15 protein-coding genes are annotated in these 20,888 nt (G+C 56.2%); 5 read left to right on the top strand and 10 right to left on the bottom strand.

The features are described 5' to 3' along the window. Positions 1-19: 19 nt before the first annotated feature. The 8 genes from H7U12_RS05220 to H7U12_RS05185 all read right to left on the bottom strand — a co-directional run bounded on the left by H7U12_RS05220 (position 20) and on the right by H7U12_RS05185 (position 8,139). Positions 20-907 carry a hydroxypyruvate isomerase family protein gene (locus H7U12_RS05220; RefSeq protein ID WP_186634009.1) on the bottom strand — a complete coding sequence of 296 codons (888 nt, stop codon included), beginning with the start codon at positions 905-907 and terminating at the stop codon, positions 20-22. Positions 908-970: 63 nt separating this feature from the next. After that, entirely contained in the window at positions 971-1,714 is a 744-nt protein-coding gene (locus H7U12_RS05215; RefSeq protein ID WP_241749146.1) for a 3-keto-disaccharide hydrolase, read from the bottom strand. A gap of 7 nt (positions 1,715-1,721) precedes the next feature. Beyond that, positions 1,722-2,186 (bottom strand): c-type cytochrome, encoded by a 465-nt coding sequence (locus H7U12_RS05210; protein ID WP_241749144.1) that lies wholly within the window; start codon positions 2,184-2,186, stop codon positions 1,722-1,724. Between the two features lie 244 nt (positions 2,187-2,430). Beyond that, a complete protein-coding gene (locus H7U12_RS05205) occupies positions 2,431-2,994 on the bottom strand; it encodes a gluconate 2-dehydrogenase subunit 3 family protein (protein ID WP_186634006.1) in 564 nt (187 codons plus the stop codon). A gap of 102 nt (positions 2,995-3,096) precedes the next feature. Next, positions 3,097-4,563 carry a Gfo/Idh/MocA family protein gene (locus H7U12_RS05200; RefSeq protein ID WP_186634003.1) on the bottom strand — a complete coding sequence of 489 codons (1,467 nt, stop codon included), beginning with the start codon at positions 4,561-4,563 and terminating at the stop codon, positions 3,097-3,099. Between the two features lie 21 nt (positions 4,564-4,584). Next, on the bottom strand, positions 4,585-6,264 hold the full coding sequence (locus H7U12_RS05195) for a GMC oxidoreductase (protein ID WP_186634000.1): 1,680 nt from the start codon (positions 6,262-6,264) through the stop codon (positions 4,585-4,587). Positions 6,265-6,722: 458 nt separating this feature from the next. Then, positions 6,723-7,511 (bottom strand): TerC family protein, encoded by a 789-nt coding sequence (locus H7U12_RS05190; protein WP_186633997.1) that lies wholly within the window; start codon positions 7,509-7,511, stop codon positions 6,723-6,725. A gap of 136 nt (positions 7,512-7,647) precedes the next feature. Then, entirely contained in the window at positions 7,648-8,139 is a 492-nt protein-coding gene (locus H7U12_RS05185; protein WP_186633995.1) for a YajQ family cyclic di-GMP-binding protein, read from the bottom strand. A gap of 111 nt (positions 8,140-8,250) precedes the next feature. Here H7U12_RS05185 and H7U12_RS05180 point away from each other — a divergent pair, with 111 nt between their 5' ends. Both H7U12_RS05180 and H7U12_RS05175 read left to right on the top strand, forming a co-directional pair. Next, a complete protein-coding gene (locus H7U12_RS05180) occupies positions 8,251-8,688 on the top strand; it encodes a GNAT family N-acetyltransferase (RefSeq protein ID WP_186633993.1) in 438 nt (145 codons plus the stop codon). An 87-nt stretch (positions 8,689-8,775) separates the two neighbouring features. Beyond that, complete coding sequence (locus tag H7U12_RS05175; RefSeq protein WP_186633990.1) at positions 8,776-9,324, top strand: lipocalin family protein; 549 nt, start codon at positions 8,776-8,778, stop codon at positions 9,322-9,324. A gap of 490 nt (positions 9,325-9,814) precedes the next feature. Here the strand turns inward: H7U12_RS05175 and H7U12_RS05170 are convergent, their stop codons facing one another. Continuing rightward, positions 9,815-10,714 carry an ion transporter gene (locus H7U12_RS05170; RefSeq protein WP_186633987.1) on the bottom strand — a complete coding sequence of 300 codons (900 nt, stop codon included), beginning with the start codon at positions 10,712-10,714 and terminating at the stop codon, positions 9,815-9,817. A 230-nt stretch (positions 10,715-10,944) separates the two neighbouring features. Between H7U12_RS05170 and H7U12_RS05165 the strand changes: the two genes are divergently transcribed. Next, positions 10,945-15,978, top strand: a complete 5,034-nt coding sequence (locus H7U12_RS05165) for a translocation/assembly module TamB domain-containing protein (RefSeq protein ID WP_206683874.1) — start codon at positions 10,945-10,947, stop codon at positions 15,976-15,978. After that, on the top strand, positions 15,979-18,327 hold the full coding sequence (tamL, locus tag H7U12_RS05160; protein ID WP_186633981.1) for a translocation and assembly module lipoprotein TamL: 2,349 nt from the start codon (positions 15,979-15,981) through the stop codon (positions 18,325-18,327). A gap of 99 nt (positions 18,328-18,426) precedes the next feature. Here tamL and H7U12_RS05155 read toward each other — a convergent pair whose 3' ends face one another. Next, positions 18,427-19,494: a bifunctional transcriptional activator/DNA repair enzyme AdaA gene (locus tag H7U12_RS05155; protein WP_186633978.1), complete on the bottom strand. Its 1,068-nt coding sequence runs from the start codon at positions 19,492-19,494 to the stop codon at positions 18,427-18,429. Between the two features lie 334 nt (positions 19,495-19,828). Between H7U12_RS05155 and H7U12_RS05150 the strand changes: the two genes are divergently transcribed. Next, positions 19,829-20,758: an NmrA family NAD(P)-binding protein gene (locus H7U12_RS05150; RefSeq protein WP_186633975.1), complete on the top strand. Its 930-nt coding sequence runs from the start codon at positions 19,829-19,831 to the stop codon at positions 20,756-20,758. Positions 20,759-20,888: the final 130 nt, after the last annotated feature.

Genomic DNA, 20,888 nt, shown 5'->3' with positions numbered 1-20,888 from the left:
TCGGTTAAAGGGAAAGCCCTCAGACATCGCAGATCTGGACGGCTTTTCTCAGGGACGCGAGTTTGTCTTTGGCCTGCGGAATGAATTCCTGCGCCACGAAGCCCTTAAAACCCGTGGCTTTGATGGCGCGCATAATGGCCGGATAATTCAACTCCTGGGTGTCATCAATCTCGTGGCGGCCCGGCACCCCGGCGGTGTGGTAATGTGCGATGTACTGGTGGTTCTCCCGGATGGTCTGGATCACGTTGCCTTCGTCTACCTGCATGTGGTAGATGTCATAGAGCAGCTTGAAGTTTTCGGAGCCCAGGCGCTTGGCCAGCTCGGCACCCCAGGCGGTACGGTCGCATTGGTAGTCTGGGTGGTTGACTTTGCTGTTCAACAACTCCATCACCAGCACTACTTTGTGCTTCTCGGCCAGCGGCAGCAGCTTTTTCAGACCTTCCACCGAGTTCTTTAAACCCGTTTCATCATCCAGGCCGTTGCGGTTTCCGCTGAAGCAGATCAGGTTGGTGTACCCTGCTTTGGCTACCAGCGGGATCATGTCTGAGTAATTCTTAATCAACGTGGCGTGGTACTGCGGGTGGTTAAACCCTTCGGTGAGGCTGATCTCCGCGCCGTTGCACATGGTGGAAATCAGCCCGTGTTTCTTAAGCGTAGGCCAGTCTTTGGGTCCCACCAAGTCAATGCCTTTCAGGCCCATTCCCTGGGCGGCCACGCAGAGTTCCTCCACCGACAACTCATTGAAGCACCAGCGACACACCGAGTGGTTGATGTTGCCTTTCAGTTCATAGGTAGTTTCCGTTTTGGGCTCGTTTTGGGCAAAACAGGACAAAGAGCCGGTGGCGGTCAAAGCTGCGGTAGTGGCCAATATTCCTTTGATGGCGATTCTTCTGTTTTTGTCTGGCATAGCAGGTGGGGTAAGCGAAGGCAAGTTGAAGCTGGAGGTTGGCTCATGGGCAAAACGACGGTTCTACAGCCGCTTGATTAGAATGTTTCGGTACCAGACATCGTCTCCGTGGTCCTGCAAGGCGATCTTCCCGGATTTGAATGCCCCGAAATCCGCCATGTCTTTGAACTTGCTTCCGGCCACCATCTTCTTCCAGTTATCGTCCCACAGAGTAGTGGCAACCACTTTCACCCCGTTCTGGATGATCTCCAACTGGCCTTTGTTGCTGATGATTTCCACCTGGTTCCACTCACCGGCGGGCTTCACCGTCTCGGGGCTGCTGGCAATCAGGTCGTATAAATCACCGGCGCGGTGCTTGTGGATTTTGGCATCGGGGTGGCCGTTATTGTCCAGCACCTGCACCTCGGGGCCGGTGTTCCAGGTGTTGGGGTATTTGGCGGCATCGTCCTGCACAAACAAGATGATGCCGCTGTTGCCCTTGGCCGCTATTTTCCAGTCCAGCTTCAAGTGGAAATTGTCGTAGCTTTCTTGCGTCACAAGATCTCCGCCGTCGCCCTTCTGCCAGTTTTGTTTGTTGGCGGCGTCCAGGTGCAGGGTACCGTTGTCTACTTTCCAGGCTTTGCCCGCGGCGGTTTGCCCGTAGGTGTGCCAGCCGGTGGTAGTTTTGCCGTCGAAGAGCGGTTTAAAGGCCGTTTCTGCAAAAGTGCCCCCAGATTGGTTGTTGTCCATGGTAGATTTGAGGGAGGTAGACGTGCAGGCGCTGAACGCACCGAGGGCCAGAAGTGGGATGATCTTGCGGAGAGCCATAGCCGTTTTATTTTTTGAGTGAAAGGATATATTGAGCCATTTGCTTGGCTTCGTCTTCACTTAAGTTAGGATGCGGTGTCATCGGGATTTCGCCCCAAACGCCTTTGCCGCCCTGGATGATCTTGCCCGCCAGATAGTCCGTGTCTTTTTCGTTGTTCTCGTATTTGTCGGCCACGGCCTGGTACGCCGGACCTACCAGTTTCTCGTCTATTCTATGGCAACCGGTGCAATCTGACTGGGCGATCAATTTCTCGCCGTTCGCGTGCGGGCTAACGCCGGCTCCGGCGGTACGGTCCGTCCCGATGTTGAGGCTGCTGGTGTCTGCATCAGATTGCCGGCTGGCGGCACTCATGTTCGCGGCGGAAGAAGAATCAGCGCTGGAGCTTTCCACGGCCCCTTCGTTGGTGGACGAATTGCTGTTACAGGCTGCCATGAAAGCGCAGCAGCTTACTAGAAGGAAAAATTTTTTCATAGTGGGTACGCGTAATTCTATGGTTTTAGGTTTGATGACAATCTGAAATAGAGACCCGCCAACAGATCTCTACCGGACAACTTGGTGCAGCGGCGAGGTCTGTTTTAGCATCGTTTTTAGAAAAACTGCCTAAATATGGCATTTTATCTGGATGATTTTTCCTTCGGGCAAAAACTTATGTCCACGGGTTTACGCTTCCACCCAGCGCGCACCTGAAGGCCAGTTCGCCGCGCAACGCCGCCGCTTAGGTAGCCCAGGCCTTATCGCCTTTTTTATACGGCATGCAGCCGTCAAAACGGCCGGGCACCGGAAGGTAGCGCAGGGCCTGCGTGGCTCCCACCTCTGAGGTGAAATAGCCCAGCAACGTGAGCTCCTTCATCATCCGGAAGTAGTGGTTAGGCTCCTCGGCTTTTTTGTTTTTCTGGTGGTTCTTCTGGTCTTGGTCCAGTTGGTTGAGCAGGGCCGTGCGCTCCTGTGCGCTGGCTTCCAGGAACTTCTTGTTGAATTTCTTTTTGCTGGCGTCATCCAGTTGGGAAATGCCTTTCAGGAAGATTTTCTGGTCTTCAGGGGTGTAGCAATCCTGCACCATGGTAGCCATGAAGGTACCTATTTTGGCGGCTTTCGCGCCGGGCGAGCTGGTGGTAGGAATGATGGTCTCCCCTACCTCGTCTAACAACGTCACCTGGTCCTGGTCAAACAGCTTGTTGACTTTGGGGGAACTATTGGTGCAGGAAACCAGGAACTCGGCACCAATCATGGTACCGCCCATCATCCAGCCAATAGCGGCAATCGCTTCTCTTCTATTCATCTTAAACCATTTATGGCCTGTTTTCTAAAAACATTGTCTAAACTGATGGTACTCCTCTTCTATCCCACGTTGCAGGAGACGGAAAGCACCAACTTCATATACTTACACGCCCAACGTCCAGCCGGCGCGGTAGTCGCGTTTCACGAATTGGTTGACTTCGTCAAAGTTGGTGACGCGCATGTTCTGGTTGTCCCAGAGCAGTTTCACGCCGCGGCCGGGGTAATCGAAGCCGTTGCCGGCGGCATTGGGTTTGCGCACATCAATGCCTCTGATGGCGAGGTTGGCCATGAGCAAAGCCTCGGTGAGCGGACCGGCAATCTCGAACGGAGAACTTACCTCCATCTTGCCGTATCCGGCCAGACAGGCTTCCACCCACTGCGCATAATGGCCTTCGGCCCCGCCGGGTACTCTGGCTAGCCGGTGCTTGGGATTCACGTTATGGGTGCGGGAAGTAGGCAACAGGCGCGGGTCTGCCCCGTAGGTGCTGCACATCATCTTGCCTTTGGTGCCCACGAAGAGCGTTCCGTTGCCGCCATCGCCAAATACCTCATTGGGACCGAGTTCCTCGGGACGTTCTGGCTGAATACCGCCATCCATCCAGTGTAGGGTCACTGGGCCTTTGGTTTTATCGGTTTTAGGGAACGTCAGGGTCACGTGGCTGGAAGGCGGGCAGCTCTCGGGGAAGTAGCCGCGCTTGAACTCGTCTACATACACGCTGCCTACGCTGGCCTGCACATCAGTGGCATACTGCAAATCCAGTACCCGGAACGGAGCTTCAATCAGGTGGCAACCCATGTCACCCAGGGCGCCGGTGCCGTAGTCCCACCAGCCGCGCCAGTTGAAGGGCACCAGTTTGTTCACGTAGTCTTTGTAGGGTGCGGTGCCTAACCATAGATCCCAATCCAGGTCTTTAGGTACCTCGGCTTTGGTGGCTGGCCATTGGATGCCCTGCGGCCAAACCGGCCGATTGGTCCAGCTGTAAATGGTGTGCACCTTACCAATGGCCCCAGAGTCATACCACTCGCGCATCTGGCGCACGCCATCGCCGGAGGCGCCCTGGTTGCCCATTTGCGTGACTACCTTGTAGCGTTTGGCGGCATCGGTGAGCATGCGGGCCTCATAGATGTCATGCGTGAGCGGTTTCTGCACATACACGTGCTTGCCCAGTTGCATGGCGGCCATGGTGGTCACGGCGTGGTTATGGTCAGGCGTGGAGACCGAGACGGCATCAAAGTTCTTTGCCTCTTTATCGAACATCTCGCGCCAGTCTCTGTAGTACTTGGCTTTGGGGAACCGTTCCCGGGACTTGGCGGCGCGGGTGTCGTCTACGTCGCATAGAAAGGCGATATCGGCTTTGCCGCTGTCATGGAAACTCTTGATGTCGCTTTCGCCTTTGCCGCCCACGCCCACGGCGGCTATCCGGAGCCGGTCACTGGGGGCGGTGTAGCCTTTGCCGCCCAGCACGTAGCGGGGCACAATCATGAATCCGGCCGCGGCCAGGGCTCCGGTTTTCAGGAACTGCCTTCTGGTGCTGTCCTGCGGGGCGGATTTTTTTTCTTCTTCGGTCATGAGGGGGTAGCTTGAGGGAAATCAGATGTTCATTTTCTTCAACTCACTAACGGCATGGTCCACGGCGCGGGCGGTGAGGGCCATGTAGGTAAGCGATGGGTTCTGGCAACCCGCCGAGGTCATGGCCGCGCCATCGGTCACGTACACGTTAGGCGCATCCCACACCTGGTTATACTGGTTCAGGACCGAGGACTTAGGATCGCGGCCCATGCGGGCGGTGCCCATCTCATGGATGCCCTGGCCCATAGCGTAGCCGGCATCGTAGGTTTCCACGTTCTTGAGACCGGCAATCTCCAGCATTTCCTTCGCGTCATTGGCCATGTCTTGGCGCATTTTATGCTCGTTTTCCTTTATCTCGCAGGAAATGTCCAGCACCGGCAGGCCCCATTTGTCTTTCTTGTTCTTGTCCAGTTTCACCATGTTCTCGTGGTACGGCAGCGTCTCCCCGAAACCGGTAAGGCCCATGGTCCAGGCGCCGGGCTCGGTCATGGCGTCTTTCAACTGAGCCCCGATGCCCAACTCGGCAATCTCCCGGCCCCAACCGGAGCGGCTGGCGCTGCCCTGGTACCCGAAACCCCGGATGTAGTCGCGCTTGTCGCCGTTCACGTTCCGGAACCGCGGGATATAGATGCCGTTCGGCCGTCGGCCATAATAATATTTGTCATCGTAGCCTTCCGCCTCGCCTTTGGCCCCGGCCCTGAAGTGGTGGTCCATGAGGTTGTGGCCCAACTGCCCGCTGCTGCTGCCCAGCCCGCCTTCCCATACATCGGTGGCCGAGTTCATCAAAACCCAGGTGGAGTTCAGCGTAGAGGCATTCAGGAACACCACTTTGGCCAGATACTCATACGTCTGGTTGGTCTCCGCATCCAGCACCTCTACACCTCTGGCTTTCTTGGTGTCTTTGTCATACAGGATTTTGGTCACAATGGAATGCGGCCGAAGCGTTAAGTTACCCGTGGCCATGGCGGCGGGCAGCGTAGCCGACTGCGTGCTGAAGTATGCGCCAAACGGGCAACCCAACCAGCACTTGTTGCGGTACTGGCAATTGGTGCGGTTGTTATGCGCCGCCGTGAGGTTGGCCGTGCGGCCGATGATGAGGTGGCGGTTTCCTTTGTAATGCGTCTTGAGGCGGGCGGCCACGTCTTTCTCCACACAGTTCAGCTCCATGGGCGGCAGGAACTCGCCGTCGGGCAGATGCGGAATGTTGTCTTTGGAACCGCTGATGCCCGAGAACTTCTCTACGTAGCTGTACCAGGGCGCCAGGTCTTTGTAGCGGATGGGCCAGTCCACGGCGATGCCGTCTTTGGCGTTGGCCTCAAAATCAAGGTCGCTCAGGCGGTAACTCTGGCGGCCCCACATGAGGGAACGGCCTCCTACGTGGTAGCCCCGGTACCAGTCAAAGCGTTTGCTTTCTATGTAGGGGCTTTCCTTTTCGTTCACCCAATAGTCCAGGTTGGCTTCATTGAGGGTGTAGTCGCGTTTGAGGACCGGGTAATTCTCAATCATCTCCTGCGTGCGGCCCCCGCGGTGCGGCAGTTCCCAGGGATGCTTGTTCGCGTTCACGTAATCCTTGACGTGTTCTATGTTTCTGCCCCGCTCCAGCAGGATGGTTTTGAGGCCCTTTTCGGTGAGTTCTTTGGCAGCCCAGCCGCCCGAAATCCCGGAACCAATGACAATGGCATCGTAACGATTATCGGCCATAGAGGAAGGTTGTTTGCTTAGTTGGCATAAAGGAATTTGGCTTTTCAGGAATGGAGCAATGACAACGGCATCGCCATTCCTTGCCCTTCCATTGATATAGTATCAACAAAACGGACTTTTAATAATAAAATTTAAAAACAGCAAAAGCAAGCACCCCGCCTCCCCTGCCCGGAAAAAAGGGCTACTCCAGCTTGCCCCTGGAGTAGCTCGCCACCACGGTGCGTCGGGCGTAAAACTCGCGAAAACGGCCTTTTCAGCTTGTTTTGGCCAAAACAGCCTCAAAACAGCCATCATTACGGAAAATTATTTAGCTAAACCGTTTTATGAAAATTTTTCATCCTTTCAGCGAAGCGGAACCCTTAAGAAAGCTGTCCCCTTGATAAACCGCCTAAAAACAAAAGCGGGAACCTTCACAGGCTCCCGCTTTTGTTTTTAGCACTTTTGTGGAAAGCAGGCCCTTAACGGCCTTGCACGGTGATGTCTTCCGTTTTGATCTCACTCTGGCGCAACTGCACCGGCTCGGTTTTCTTGCGGAGCTTCATGTTCAGCATCTCTACCAGCAGCGAGAAGAACATGGCAAAGTAGATGTAGCCTTTCGGGATGTGGGCGTGCAGGGCTTCCACCACCAGCATCACTCCAATCATGATCAGGAAGGACAGGGCCAGCATCTTCACGGTGGGGTGGTCGTTCACGAAATCGCTCACGTACTTGGCGAAGGCCAGCATGATGCCCATGGAGATGATCACGGCCACAATCATCACAATCACATGGTCTACCAGACCAACAGCGGTTAAGATAGAGTCAAAGGAGAATACAATGTCCACCATCACAATCTGCACCAGAATCTTGCCCATGGTGGCGGTTCCGCCGGCGGCACTATGGTGTTCTTCCTCGCCCTCCAGCTTGTTGTGGATCTCGGTGGTACTCTTGGCCAGCAAAAACAAGCCCCCGCCAAAGAGAATAATATCGCGCCAGGAGACATTGAACGGCTCGTCCATCCAGGGCAGGTTCCAGGTGAAGAGCGGTTGGTTCGCGTTCACAATGTGGCTGATGAACATCAGGAGGATAATCCGGAACACCAGGGCCAGCATTAACCCGATGGTGCGCCCCCGCGCCTGCTGGGCTTTGGGCAACCGCGCCACCACAATGGAGATGAACACAATATTGTCAATCCCCAGCACTACTTCCATGAAGGTAAGGGTGAGGAGGCTTAGCCAGACATCTGGGCTGGAGAATACGTCAAACATAGTTTTACAGAATCAGGTAGTGGATTGGGCGCTGGGTAGCAGAATTCAAGAGATTTAAACGCAGTGTTTCCGGCGGAGTTAAGCCAGGCAGCGGCCCGGCCTCCTTTTTAGGTATTATTACGGAGAGCCGCCTGGGCTACGACTTCATGTTCACGAACTGCAGCGGAATGCCCAGCTCGGCGCGGCGCAGCATCGCAATCACGTCCTGCAGGTCATCAATCTTCTTGGCGGTCACGCGCACCTGGTCGTCCATGATGGCGGGCGTCACTTTGAGTTTGCTGTCTTTGATGAGCTTCACAATCTTCTTGGCGTCCTCTTTGTCAATGCCGGCGCGCACTTTCACGTCTTTCTTGATCATCGGGCCGCTGGGGAACGCCTCGTTGCTGAAATCCAGGGCCGTGGCATCTATCTGCTGCTTCACAATCTTGCTCAGGATGATATCCTCGATCTGGCGCAGGCGCATGTCGTTCTCGGTGACGATGTGCACGATGTTGGTTTTCTTGTCCAGCTCCAGGCTGCCTTTGGAGTCCCGGAAATCAAAGCGCGTCTGAATCTCTTTTTTCACGGTGTTGATGGCGTTGTCCAGCGTCTGCGGATCAACCTTGCTCACGATATCGAATGAAGGCATAAGAGGATTTTATTAGAAAATGATTGGGTATTTATACGGTTTTATTGCCGGATGCCGAACAAAGTTACTAGTTTAGCGGAATTTTACGGAAAAGAGCTTAAAAACGCAGTCATGCAAATTATTCAGCCCTCTACCTTTCACGAGTTTGAGCAGTATTACCGTTTACGTTACGAAATGTTACGCAAGCCTTGGCACCAACCCATAGGCAGCGAGCGCGCCGAGGATGACGACCAGGCCATTCATTTAATGGCTCTTGACGAGAATACCGGCGAAATCATGGGAGGATGTCGCGTGCACCTGGAATCAGATCAGGAAGCCCAGCTTCGGTTTCTGGCCGTGGCCCCCAAGTACCAGAACAAACAGGTAGGCCGCCGGCTTCTGCAGGCGGTGGAAGAAGAAGCCCGCAAGCTGGGTGCCCAGGACCTGATTGTGCAGGCCCGCGAGTACGCCCGCAACTTCTACAAGCGCAACGGCTTCACCGAAGAGTTTCCCACGCATTTACTCTTCGGAGAAGTGCAGCATTACCAGATGCGCAAACCCCTTCACTAAGCAGCGACGTAAAAGTCCTTGCTCCGCTTCCCATCTGCTTCACCTGCAGCCCTACTGGGAAACGGAGTAACCTTTACGTCTTCTGCCATGAAAAAACCACTAATCTTTACCGGCCTGGGTGCCGGGTTGCTGACCGCCGGAGCTTTGTACCTGGCCCTGAAACCCAAAAACGCTCCCTTACCCACCGTCGCCTCGGTAGACCTGCAACGCTATGCCGGCAAATGGTACGAGATAGCGGCGTTCCCCCAACGTTTTGAGAAAGGCTGCCACTGCACCTTCGCGGAGTACACGCCCAAGGAAGGCTACGTGGAAGTGCGCAACACCTGCCGCAAAGGCAGCCCTGCCGGCAAAGAAGATGGCGTGGTAGGCAAGGCGTTTCCGGTGGAAGGCAGCCACAACGCCAAACTCCGCGTGCAGTTCTTCTGGCCCTTCCGGGGCGATTACTGGATTCTGGCCCTGGCCGATGATTACTCCCACGCACTGGTGGGCACCCCAGACCGCGACTACCTCTGGATCTTGTCCCGCGCCCCGCAGCTTGATTCCGCGATTTTCGCCCGTTTGTCCCAAAAAGCCCGCGAACTGGGTTTTGACACCCGCCGGCTGGTCAAAACAGATCAGAGTTGCAATGAAAGATAATTGTCTTTCTTGCGTCTAGTGCCTTAGGCTGGTGCAGGCAGTTTGCCGTGGCTGGCGGATGCGGTGCCCTTATACTGGGTTGTTGCATGGTTTCCCTCCGTGCGCTCACGGCCGCGAGGCCCCGTCTTCCCCTCTCGCACTGTCCTTTCGGCCTGAGAAGTCTTTTGCGCTTAGTTTTGCCTTTCCATGGCCAAAAGCGAGGCGCGCTCGGGAAAGACTGGAACTGGGGAAAGTTGCAATGGACTCCTGCCCTCTAAAGCGGAGACTCCCCCTTTGAAGGGGGCGAAGGGGGATGTTTACACTTGCCGGTCACACGCGTTCCTTTCTCCCTTAAAGGTGAAAACATGGTTCAAGTCTGTGACTTGGGCCTATAATGACCGGAAGTTTGCAACTTCCATGAGGCGAGAGCCTCAATAGAACGTTCGCTGAATCAGCAATGGCAGGCAATCACGTTGGATTGAATCTCCTGCCTTGAAGGTGGTAGGTTCAACTACGTTCCCTCTGCAACATTGCCCACTCCCTTGTCATTATCCTTATCAGCCTTTGGTTTTTCAAGTGGAACTCCAAAATCAGCGTTTTGCCGCAGCGCTAGCACCGCCTGTAATTCTTTCCGCAACAGCTTCACTTCCAAGTGCAGCTGTTCAATCTGAGTGGCACCGGCGGTTGCCGAGGTGTTGCTGGCGGCATCCTGGTCCAGGAAGAAACTGGCCAACAAGGCCGTGAAATACCCAAATACCGCAAATCCGTACAACGCCAGCACAAAACACAGGGCGCGGCCTTCGGGGGTTTTGGGCCAGTACTCACTGCCCAGCGAGATCAGGATCATGGCCGTCCACCAAAGAGCTTCGCCGTAGGACGAGATCCCGCCTTCCACCTCGTTCTCGAACGCGTACATGCCGGCCGCGCCGGAAAACAACACCGCCAGCGAGAGCGCCAGCATGTACCCGAAGCCCCGGCGGCCCATGGTGGCGCCCAGGCTTTTCATGCCCCGGTTTAAGGAACTCAAAACCCGCACCAGCCGGATGCCCCGCACCGCGCGTACGGTCCTGAAAACCCGCACAAACCGCGTGACCCGGAAGACCCGCAAGGCCGGCACCGCCAGGGAAATAGCGGTGAGCCAATTCGCTTTCAGGAAATCGCCTTTCTCCGGGGCCAGGGTAAACCGCAGGGCAAAATCCAGGATAAAGATCACCCAGATGGCATAGTTGAGCAGCTGCAGCATTGACCCCAAACCCCAGATCAGCTCCACCACCAGCAAGACCAGCCACACAAATCCCAGGAAGATCATGGGCCCCTCCAGGGCATGTTGCAGGCGCCGGAGAAGCTGTCGGCGTTCCTGGTTCAGGGCGTGTTTTTCGGGTGTTTCCGGCGGGGCAGGCGAAGTACTCATCAGGTTATTTTTCTAAAACATACGCAAGGGCGGCTTCAAGGTAAAGATGCGCTGCCAGGGCAAGCCGGCCAGAAGGTTGGCCTGAAGAAAAATTGTGGTGTTTTGGGGCTTCTTTTGGAAAAAAGGCCCTAAAAAGTGGTTTAATCCTATTCTTTAGCCAGTCTATATGTAACCACAGCTATATATCTTGAGTACAAGTAGCATCTCCTAAAATTGCTACCTTCTTCATTTTGTCTACGCATACTGTAAAAAGATATACGCTTAAAACGCTGGCCGTGCTCCTCTGGATCATTGGCGGGGTGTTGGTATTGGTGGTGCTGTTGCTTGTAGCCCTCCAGATACCCAAGGTGCAGGACTTTGCCGCCAGCAAGGCCGAGAATTACCTGCAGAATAAGATCGGGACGGAAGTCCGCATCGGTAAGTTCCGCAGCGATTTCCGGAAAGACATCCTGCTGGAGGGCGTGTACCTGGAAGACCAGAAAGGCGACACGCTCTGGTATTCTGAGCGTTTGGCCGCCAATCTGGACATTCTGGGCATCCTCAAGTCAAAAGTGGCGCTCAAGTCCCTGGAACTGGAGAACGCCACCGCGCACCTCTACCGTACCCTGCCCGACAGCGTCTCGAACTTTGACTACATCCTGGAGGCCTTCGCCACACCCACCGACACCACCGTGCAGGACACTACCAGCGCCGGTTTTGTCTATGACATCGGCACCATTGACTTCAAGAACATCTTCCTCACGTACCGCGACGAGGTGAACGGCCAGAACGTGCGCACCCGCGTGGGCAACCTCAACGTGAAGATGGACGAGCTGGACCTCACCAAGGAAATTTACCGCATCGGCGACATCACGCTGCGCGACACCTACGTGGACATGGTGCAGACCAAAGTTCCGCCCGAAGGCGAATCTGAGCCCCTGACCATGCAGTTCGGGCTCAAGACGGTGGCGCTGGACCGCGTGAAACTGAAATACCGCAACGGCGTGGCCAAGCAGTACATTGACGTAAACCTGGGCCAGGCCCGCCTAGCTTCTGACAACATCGACCTCATCAACTCGCGCATTGACCTGAGCAACCTGGAGCTGCACAACAGCACCCTGGCTTATTCCCAAAACGCCGAAATGCCCGCCGAGTACCGCGTGGTGAACCCGAAAGAGGCCGTGGAAGCCATTGAGGAAGCCGTTTCCAAAACTACCGGCGAGCCCGTGAACTGGGTGGTGACGCTGGACAAACTGAACGTGACCGAGGTAGACGCCGCCTTTGACAACTATGACGCGCCCAAACAAGCCCGGGGCATGGACTACAACCACCTCCTGGCCCGCAACCTGAACATCCAGCTTTCTGATCTTTTCTTCAGCACCAACCGCACCACCGCCCAACTGGACCAACTCACGTTCCAGGAAAAAAGCGGCTTTGAGGTAAAGCAATTCACCGCCGGTATTTTGTTTGACTCGGTTCAGACCGAACTTTCAGATTTGGTGCTGGAAACGGGACACAGCCGCATCGCGCGCCGTTTGAAAGTAGGCTACCCGTCGCTGGAAACCGCCGCCGATGACCTGAGCAAGCTCACCTTATCCGCTGATTTGCAGAATACCTACATCGGGTTCCGGGACATCGCCTTGCTGCAACCTTCGCTGGTGAGCCAACCGCCGCTGGCGGGCAACCTGAACCAGACCGTGCGCCTGAGCGGCCTCGTCAACGGCCGCATGGACAACCTGCTCCTGAGCAACGTGCGCGTGAGCGGCTGGCGCAACACCGATCTGGCTTTGAGCGGTCGTATCCGGGGCTTACCCAACCCAGACAACCTGGCGGCCAACCTCCAGATCAACCGTTTTCATACCACCGCCGCCGACGTGAAATCCCTGCTTCCGGCGGGCACGCTGCCGGCTAACATCACCCTGCCGCCGTCCATGGACGTGGAAGGATCGTTCAGTGGGACCATGACCGCCTTTGACGTAGACGCTACCGTGCGCACCACCTTCGGGAACGCCATCGCCAAGATTGACATGACCCCGGGCCGCACCGCCGGTCAGGAACGCATCAAAGGAAATGTGCGCCTCCTGCGCTTTGACCTGGGCCGCTTAATGCAAGACCCAACCTTGGGCAAGGCTTCCCTGGTGGCCAACATCAACGGCACCGGCATCACGCCCGAGACCATGGTGGCCAAGATCAACGGCACCGTGCAGAGCTTTGAGTACGGCGGGTACAACTACCACAACATCGGGTTTAACGTGGACGCCAACCGCAACCGCTACGCCATCAAAGCCAACAGCACCCAGGACCAGAACCTGGACTTCGCCCTGAACGGCACGGTGAACCTGCGCGGCGCCCAACCAGACATTGCCATGACGGCCAACCTGCGCGCGGTGGATTTCCAGGCCTTAAAACTCTATTCTGAGGACCTGCGCCTGCGCGGCGATATTGTTGCGAACATACGCGGCGGTGATGCCAACAGCCTGAACGGCTCCATCATTGCCCGCAACACGGCCCTTACCAGCAACAACCGTCCGCTTAAGTTTGACTCGTTGGCCGTGTACATCACCCAGCAGCCTAACCGTAGCGAGTTGCGGATCCTGTCTGACGTGCTTACCGCGAACCTGAACGGAAACATCGGGCTGGGCGACATCGGGCCGGAGCTCATGAACCACATCAGTCGGTACTATGACCTGGGGAACGGCCCTTACAAACCCAGCGCCCGCAACCGGCAGTTCTCCTTTAACATGGCCTTGCACAAGCCTAGGGTGTTCCAGGCGTTTGTTCCCGGCCTGACCCGCCTGCGCCTGGATACGCTGTACGGCAACTACAACAGCCAGACGGCTAACCTGCAACTGGTGGCTAATGTACCGCGCCTGCGTTACACCACTACCCGCCTTGATTCCATGAGGCTGGAAATGAGCTCTAACCCAACACAACTGAACTATGCCGTGCGGGCCGAGCGTGTTCGGCAAGACACCTTGAAAATTGAGAACATTGTGCTGGGAGGCAACGTGCAGAACAACATTGTGGCCACGCGGGCCGCGATCCAGAACGAGGCCGGCGAGGACCAGACGGCGTTAGGTGTGCGGTTACAGCAACTGCAAAATGCGCTGGAAGTACGTTTTGACCCTGATTTGCTGATTAACCGCGATAAATGGGAAGTATCTGCGAACAACTACGTACGCTACTACACGTCCTCTGGAGCGGTGGTGGCCGATGCCCTGCGCCTGTCCAACGGTCCTATGTCGCTGGCGCTGCAAAGCCAGAATCCGCAGAACCCCAACTCGCCCCTCAACGTGAACATCACCGATCTGGACATCGGGTACCTGGCCCGCGCGTTCCTGGATCAGGACAGTCTGGTAGCCGGTACCCTCAACGGAACGGCCACCGTCAATGACATTACGGGCAACATGAGCTTTACGGCAGACATGGGTCTGACCGGGTTGGAATACCAGACCTTCCCGGTAGGTGATTTAACCCTGCAAGCCAGCAATCCTACCGCCAACCGCTACAACATGACGGCCCGCCTCTCGGGGTATGGCAACAACGTGACCTTGGCGGGCTACTACCTGACCTCTGAAGGAAAACCCATGTCGTTTGATCTGGACATGGGCCAACTGAACCTGGCCTCGCTGCAACCTTTCACGGCTGGCATGGTCAAAAACATGGGCGGTAATTTGCTGGGCAACGTGGCGATCAGGGGAACCCTGGAGGCCCCTCAGATGACCGGTGATCTGCAGTTCAGAGACGCTACCTTCAACATCGCCATGCTGAATTCTACGTTCCGGGTACCTGATGAGCGGTTAACCGTGAACAACCAGGGCATCCAGTTCAATGAGTTTGTGATGCTGGATTCCCTGAACAACCGCGCTACCGTGAACGGCTCCATCCTGACCTCCAACTTCCTGGATTACCGGTTCGACCTGCGGGCCACCACCGATGATTTCATGGTCATGAACAGCACCGCCGCTGACAACCCGCTCTATTACGGCCGCGTGTTCCTGGACAGCGACACCCGCATCACCGGTGACCTGAATGTGCCGGTCATTACCACCAACGTGACCGTGGCCCCTAATTCTGCCCTCACTTATGTGATGCCGCAGGAAGAAGTGGGCGTGAACCGAGAGGGCATTGTGGTCTTTGTGGACGTAGACAGCGCGCGCAACCGCCGCATCAACCGCCCCAAAGACATAGACACGCTGGAGACCGAAATCCAGGGCATCGAAATGGACATGACGTTGACCCTGACCGATGAAACCCCTATCACAGTGTTGATGGACCCTGAATCTGGCGATAACCTGACTATCAGAGGCGAGGCGAACTTACGCGTGGGCTATGACGTGACGGAAAACATCACCTTAACGGGCCGCTATGACGTCACGGAAGGCCGTTACTCCCTAAACCTCTATGAACTGGTGAAACGCGAGTTTGAGTTTGACCCGGCCAGTTATATTGTCTGGACCGGTGACATGCTGGAGGCAGATGCCAATATCACGGCCATTTACAACATAGACGCCGCTCCGCTGGAACTCATCCAGAGCCAGACCTCCGGGGTAGATGCCGGGTCGGCGGGCCAGTTCCGTCAGAAACTGCCGTTTGACGTACGCCTGAACATGAAAGGCGAGATCATGCGCCCTGCCATCTCGTTCAACATTGAACTGGACGAGAAAGCCAAAGGCGCCATGGTGGCCGAGGTGGATGCCCGCCTGGATCAACTCAGCCAGCCTACCCAGGAAGCGGAACGCACCAAACAGGTCTTCTCCCTGCTGGTGCTGGGAAGGTTCATGGCGCAGGACCCACTGGCTTCCTCGGGCGGAGGTGGCATCAACAGTGCTTTGCGCGGCAGCGCCAGCAAGGTGCTCTCTGATCAGCTCAACAACCTGACGGGTCAGTACCTGGGTAGCCTGGGCTTGGAGTTAGGCTTGAACACCTATGATGATTATTCGTCCGGTGATGCCCAGAGCCGCACCGACCTGAACGTGGCCATGCGCCGCCAGCTCCTCAACGACCGGTTAACCGTAAGTTTTGGGACGGACATTCCGTTGGGTGGGGGCAATGACCAGGGCAGCTCCGGCAATACCAACTCCGGCAGCAATGCCTTCGCGGGCGACGTCTCTGTGGAATACTCGGTGACCCAGGACGGACGACTGCGCTTGCGGGCTTTCCGGAACAACTCCTACGAAGGATTCCTGGATGGACAATTAATACGCACCGGTGTTTCCCTGCTGTTCGTGCGGGAGTATGACAGCCTCGCAGACCTCTTTAGAAATACTGGCAAAGCAAAATAAATGATATCGCTTTTAAGACACGTGACCTTCTCTGCCTCCTCCTTCTCCAGGAGCGTATCCCTGTTGTTTCTCCTGGCCTTTCTGGCGGGTTGCAGCAGCACCAAAAGCGTACCCCAGGGAGATTATCTCTACATTGGCGGTGACATCAAAGTAACGTCACCGGTGCCGGAGACCAACACCAAAGCGTTGGAACCGGAGCTGAACGCCGCCATTCGGCCGCAGCCCAATACCTCTTTTCTGGGCATGCGTCCCAAGCTCTGGATTTACAACGCCATGGGCGGAAACCGGGAACGCAAAGGCATCGCCAACTGGATCAAGACTCGGCTGGGAGAGCCGCCGGTGCTGTTGAGCGAGGCCCACCCAGACCGGGTGCAGGCCAACATGATCAACCGCCTGTATAACAACGGGTATTTTTCCCCCACGCTGGCGCACACCCTTGACACTACCAGCAAGCGCAAAATGGCCACGGTACATTATGAGGCTACCGTGGGCCGCCAGTATACCATACAGCAGATCCAGTTTCCGCAGGGGAACGACAGCCTTTCCATGGCCATCCGGGAAACGGAGCCCCAAAGCTTGCTGAAGGTGAATGATCCGTATAACCTGGAGAAACTGATTGCCGAGCGCCTGCGGGTGAATGAGATTCTGAAGGAGAAAGGCTTTTTCTTCTTTGACGAAAGTTACCTGATTTACCACGTAGACAGCACCCTCAACAACAAGGTGAACATCTACGTGCGCATCAAGGACACTGCCCCGGATAAAGCGTTGATCCCGTACCGGTACCAGCAGGTCAGCATCTATACAGATTTCTCTTTAGGAGACACCCTGGGCGACAGTGAGGCCCCGGTCCAGTACCGTGATTACAAATACTACCCAGACGAGGAAACCTTCAAGGCGAAAACCATTCTGAACGCCGTGTTTGTGGAAAACGGAGACCTTTACAGCCGCAAGCACCACCTGCAGACCGTCAACCGCCTTATGGATCTGGGCACCTTCAAGTTTGCCGAGGTCAGGTTCACCCCGCTGGATTCCGTTGGGTTGAGCGGCCGCCTGAATGCCGACATCCTCTTAACCCAGGCCAAGAAAAAGTCCATCCGGGCGGAGGTACAGACCGTGCAGAAATCCAACGGATACGCGGGGCCGGGTATAACGGTCAGTTTCCGGAACCGGAATGCGTTGCGGGGCGCCGAACTCCTGCTCATCAACCTGGTGGGTTCTTTTGAGTCACAGATCAGCGGAGACAGCGCCCGCTCCGGCCTTACCTCCACGGAGGTGGGGGCCGATGCCGAGATGCACGTGCCCCGCATCATCTCGCCGTTCAACATCCGGATTGCCAGCAGCATGTACCAGCCCAGAACGCGGTTTGCGCTCGGTTTCCGGTTTATCAATCGGAAGGAATTCTTTCAGCAGAACTCCTTCAACTTTGAGTACGGGTACTCGTGGCGGCAGTACGCTACCACCGAGATCCAGCTCAACCCGGTGCAGGTGCAGTACTCGCGGCTGATGAACCCAACGCCCGCGTTTGAGAAGGAACTGGCCCAGCGTCCGTTCCTGGCCCGGGCCTTTGACCAGCAGCTCATCATTGGCGGCAATTACCGGTTAGTGTACAATACCCTGGGCATTGCCGGCCGCAAACACCAGTTATATATCAGCCCCGGGCTGGATTTTTCGGGCGGCTTGTGGGGACTCTTTTACCGGGTGAAAAACAAACGACCCGCCGATCCGGAAAACCCTAACACGTTTCGCGGGCAGGCCTTGTCACAGTACGCCAAGTTTGACCTGGAAACCCGCTATTACTTCAACCTCACCGAGAAGCTGGTGCTGGCCACCCGCCTGCTGGGCGGCTATGGTTTGCCTTACGGAAACTCCAGTGTGTTGCCGTACATTAAACAATACGGCATTGGCGGGCCCAACAGTATCCGGGCGTTCCCGGCCCGCAGCCTTGGCCCAGGGGTGTATAATCCAAGAGCGTTACAGGAGCCCGGCAACGAGGTCTCCCAAAGCTTCTCCTACTTTGACCAGACCGGCGACATCCGGCTGGAGGCCAACGCGGAGTTCCGCTTCCCGCTCATGGACCCGTACCTGAAAGGCGCGGTCTTTGCGGATGCCGGTAACATCTGGCTCGTGAACGAAGACCCCACCCGGCCTGGCGGTAAGTTCAGCGGTAACTTCATGAGCGAACTGGCCATTGGCGCGGGAGCAGGTCTACGGGTAGATGTGCAGTTCTTCGTGATCAGGGTGGATCTGGCGTACCCGCTCCGCGACCCTACGTACCCCAACGGCGGCCGACCTAAATCCGGCCTCTTCGGGACAGGCGTGCTGAACCTGGCCATCGGGTATCCGTTCTAAAATACTATAGTAAAATGAATCGTCCCGTTTAGGGCCTGTTTTCTGAAAACAGGCCCTAAACGGGACGATTCATTTTAGGTCCTCGCAAACAATTCCTTCTTATTCCGGCTGAGAGAGCGCATGTTTCCGTTCATGGTCCAGCAGCCATTTCTTCCGTTCCAGGCCGCCGCCGTAGCCTGTTAACTGGTTGTTCTTGCCAATGACGCGGTGGCACGGGATGATAATGGAGATGCGGTTGTGGCCGTTGGCCGAGGCTACCGCCCGAACCGCCTTGGGCATGTCCAGCTTTTCGGCCTGGCCTTGGTACGAGCAGGTTTCCCCGTAGGGAATGTCGTGCAGCACGTGCCACACCTTCTGCTGAAACGCCGTGCCCGGGGCGTTCAACGGCACCGTAAACGTTTTTCTGGTGCCCGCAAAATACTCGGCCACCTCAGTTTTCAATTGGAGCAGGTGGTCATTTTCGCCGGCCAGAATAGTGGCGTTTAACCGTTTCTGCAGATCCCGGAACTCAGTTTCCAGCATTCTTCTATCGGTGAACTCCAGGAGGCAGATTCCTTGCGGGGTGGCGCAGGCGTACATGGGGCCCAGCGGCGTGGTGAGCCGGGTCATCAGGATGATGGTTTGGTCTTTGATCTCGTCAGGGGAGTTTCCGAGCAGTTTTTTGAAAGTATAGCCAAAACCGCTCAAGGACTCATAACCTGAGTCAAAGGCGGAGTCGGTCACGTTTTTGCCGGTTTTCAGTTCCTGGAAGGCGGTATTGATTCTGGTCATGCGTTGGTAGGCTTGGAAGGTGATGCCGTGGTGCTTCTTAAACCATCTCCTGATTTTCTCCGGGGCCAGGCCCTGCTCCCGGAAATGATAGTCCTGGATTTTCTGTTTGGGGTTTTCCTTCACCAGCTGCAGGGCGGCCAGCACCTCGGGCGGCGGCTGGTGCGCGTGCTCCGTGGGCTTACAGACTTTGCACGGCCGATACCCGTTTTGCAGCAGTTCGCGCGCCTCGGTGTAAAACTCCACGTTCTCGGGTTTGGGTTTGCGCGCGCGGCACGTGGCAATACAGAAGATACCGGTAGTTTTCACGCCCACGTAAAAGATGCCGATGAACTGCTCATCTTTCGCCACCAGGGCTTTGTAGTATTTATCTACGTCTTTTCTGTTCGTGACCAACATAGGGTAAAAAATAGCATGAACGACTTCTTCCATTTTAAGCCTGATTTCTGAAAACCAGGGCTTTTTTCTTCAAAGAACGCCCATCCCACACCGGCTGGCAACCGAAAAATGGACAAGTATTTTTTTATCGATCGGAAAAGAAGACGAACCTGTTGCGTGAGCCGAAGGAGAGCACTTTGGTCTTGCTGCGGGCTCATCCATCATCCAGAGGGAGGCACCTTTCGGCTTGCTGGAGAGCACACATCGCAAGGGAAAAGGTATTTACCTTCCTCCGGCAGGTTGTTCCTTCAACATTTGTCCCGTCTAGTGGTTAAGGGTAAAAGAAAACGACGCCATGGCTCCTGAACAAAACGCATCCCTTGAGAAACCCACCATTATTGTAGCCGGAGCCACCGGTGACCTTGGCGGCCGAATTGTCCGGGCCCTTGTTCAGCGGGGAGCGCACGTGCGGGCGATGGTCCGGCCCGGAACGGCGGCAGAGAAAAGCACTGGCTTGCGGAACCTGGGAGCCTCGGTGGTGGAAGTGGATTTCCAGAACGCCGCCGCGTTGCGGGAAGTTTGTGCTGGCGGAACCTGCGTGATCTCGGCGCTCTCCGGGCTGCGGGAAGTGATTGTAGACGCTCAAACCTTGTTGTTGCAGGCGGCCGTGGAGGCCGGAGTTCCCCGCTTCATTCCCTCCGATTTCTCCATCGATTTCACCAAGCTCCCCCAAGGCACCAACCGCAATCTGGATCTCCGGCGGGAGTTTGCCGAGCGCCTGAACCAGGCGCCCATTGCGGCCACCTCGGTTTTGAACGGCATGTTCACTGATTTGCTGGTGGGAGCCGCGCCCGTGGTGCTGTTTCCGATGAAGCGGGTGGTCTACTGGGGCAATGCGCACCAACCTCTGGATTTTACCACCATTGAAGACACCGCCCATTTTACCGCCGCTGCCGCCCTGGATGCCGCCGCTCCCCGCTACCTCCGCATTGCCGGCGAGGTGGTGAGCGCGAGCGGCCTGAAGGACATTGCCTCTGAAGTGACCGGCAAAAACTTCCGTCTGCTGCGGGCCGGCAGCCTTGGTAGACTTGACACCCTCATCAAGGTGACGCGCGCCCTTTTCCCACAGCCGAAGGAGGTGTTCCCGCCCTGGCAAGGCATGCAGTACCTGCGCAACATGTTCAGCGGCCTTCCGAAGTTGCAGCCCCTGGACAACGCCCGCTATCCAGATCTCCGCTGGGCTTCGGTGAAGGAGGTGCTTTCGCGGCGCGGTGCTCAAAGCTGAGAATGACTTATAAACGGCATTCTCTTCAGAGACACCTTCCGTAGCTGTTGAACGAGTTTAAGCGTTGGGGGAGGCTATTCCTTTTCGGGCTGTTTCCTGAAAAACAGGCCTAAAATAGCTCGGCAAGGAA

Origin of the sequence: Rufibacter sediminis (assembly GCF_014269285.1) — a bacterium.
In the GTDB taxonomy this organism is placed as follows: domain Bacteria; phylum Bacteroidota; class Bacteroidia; order Cytophagales; family Hymenobacteraceae; genus Nibribacter; species Nibribacter sediminis.
This window is presented reverse-complemented; position numbering and strand designations above follow the sequence as displayed.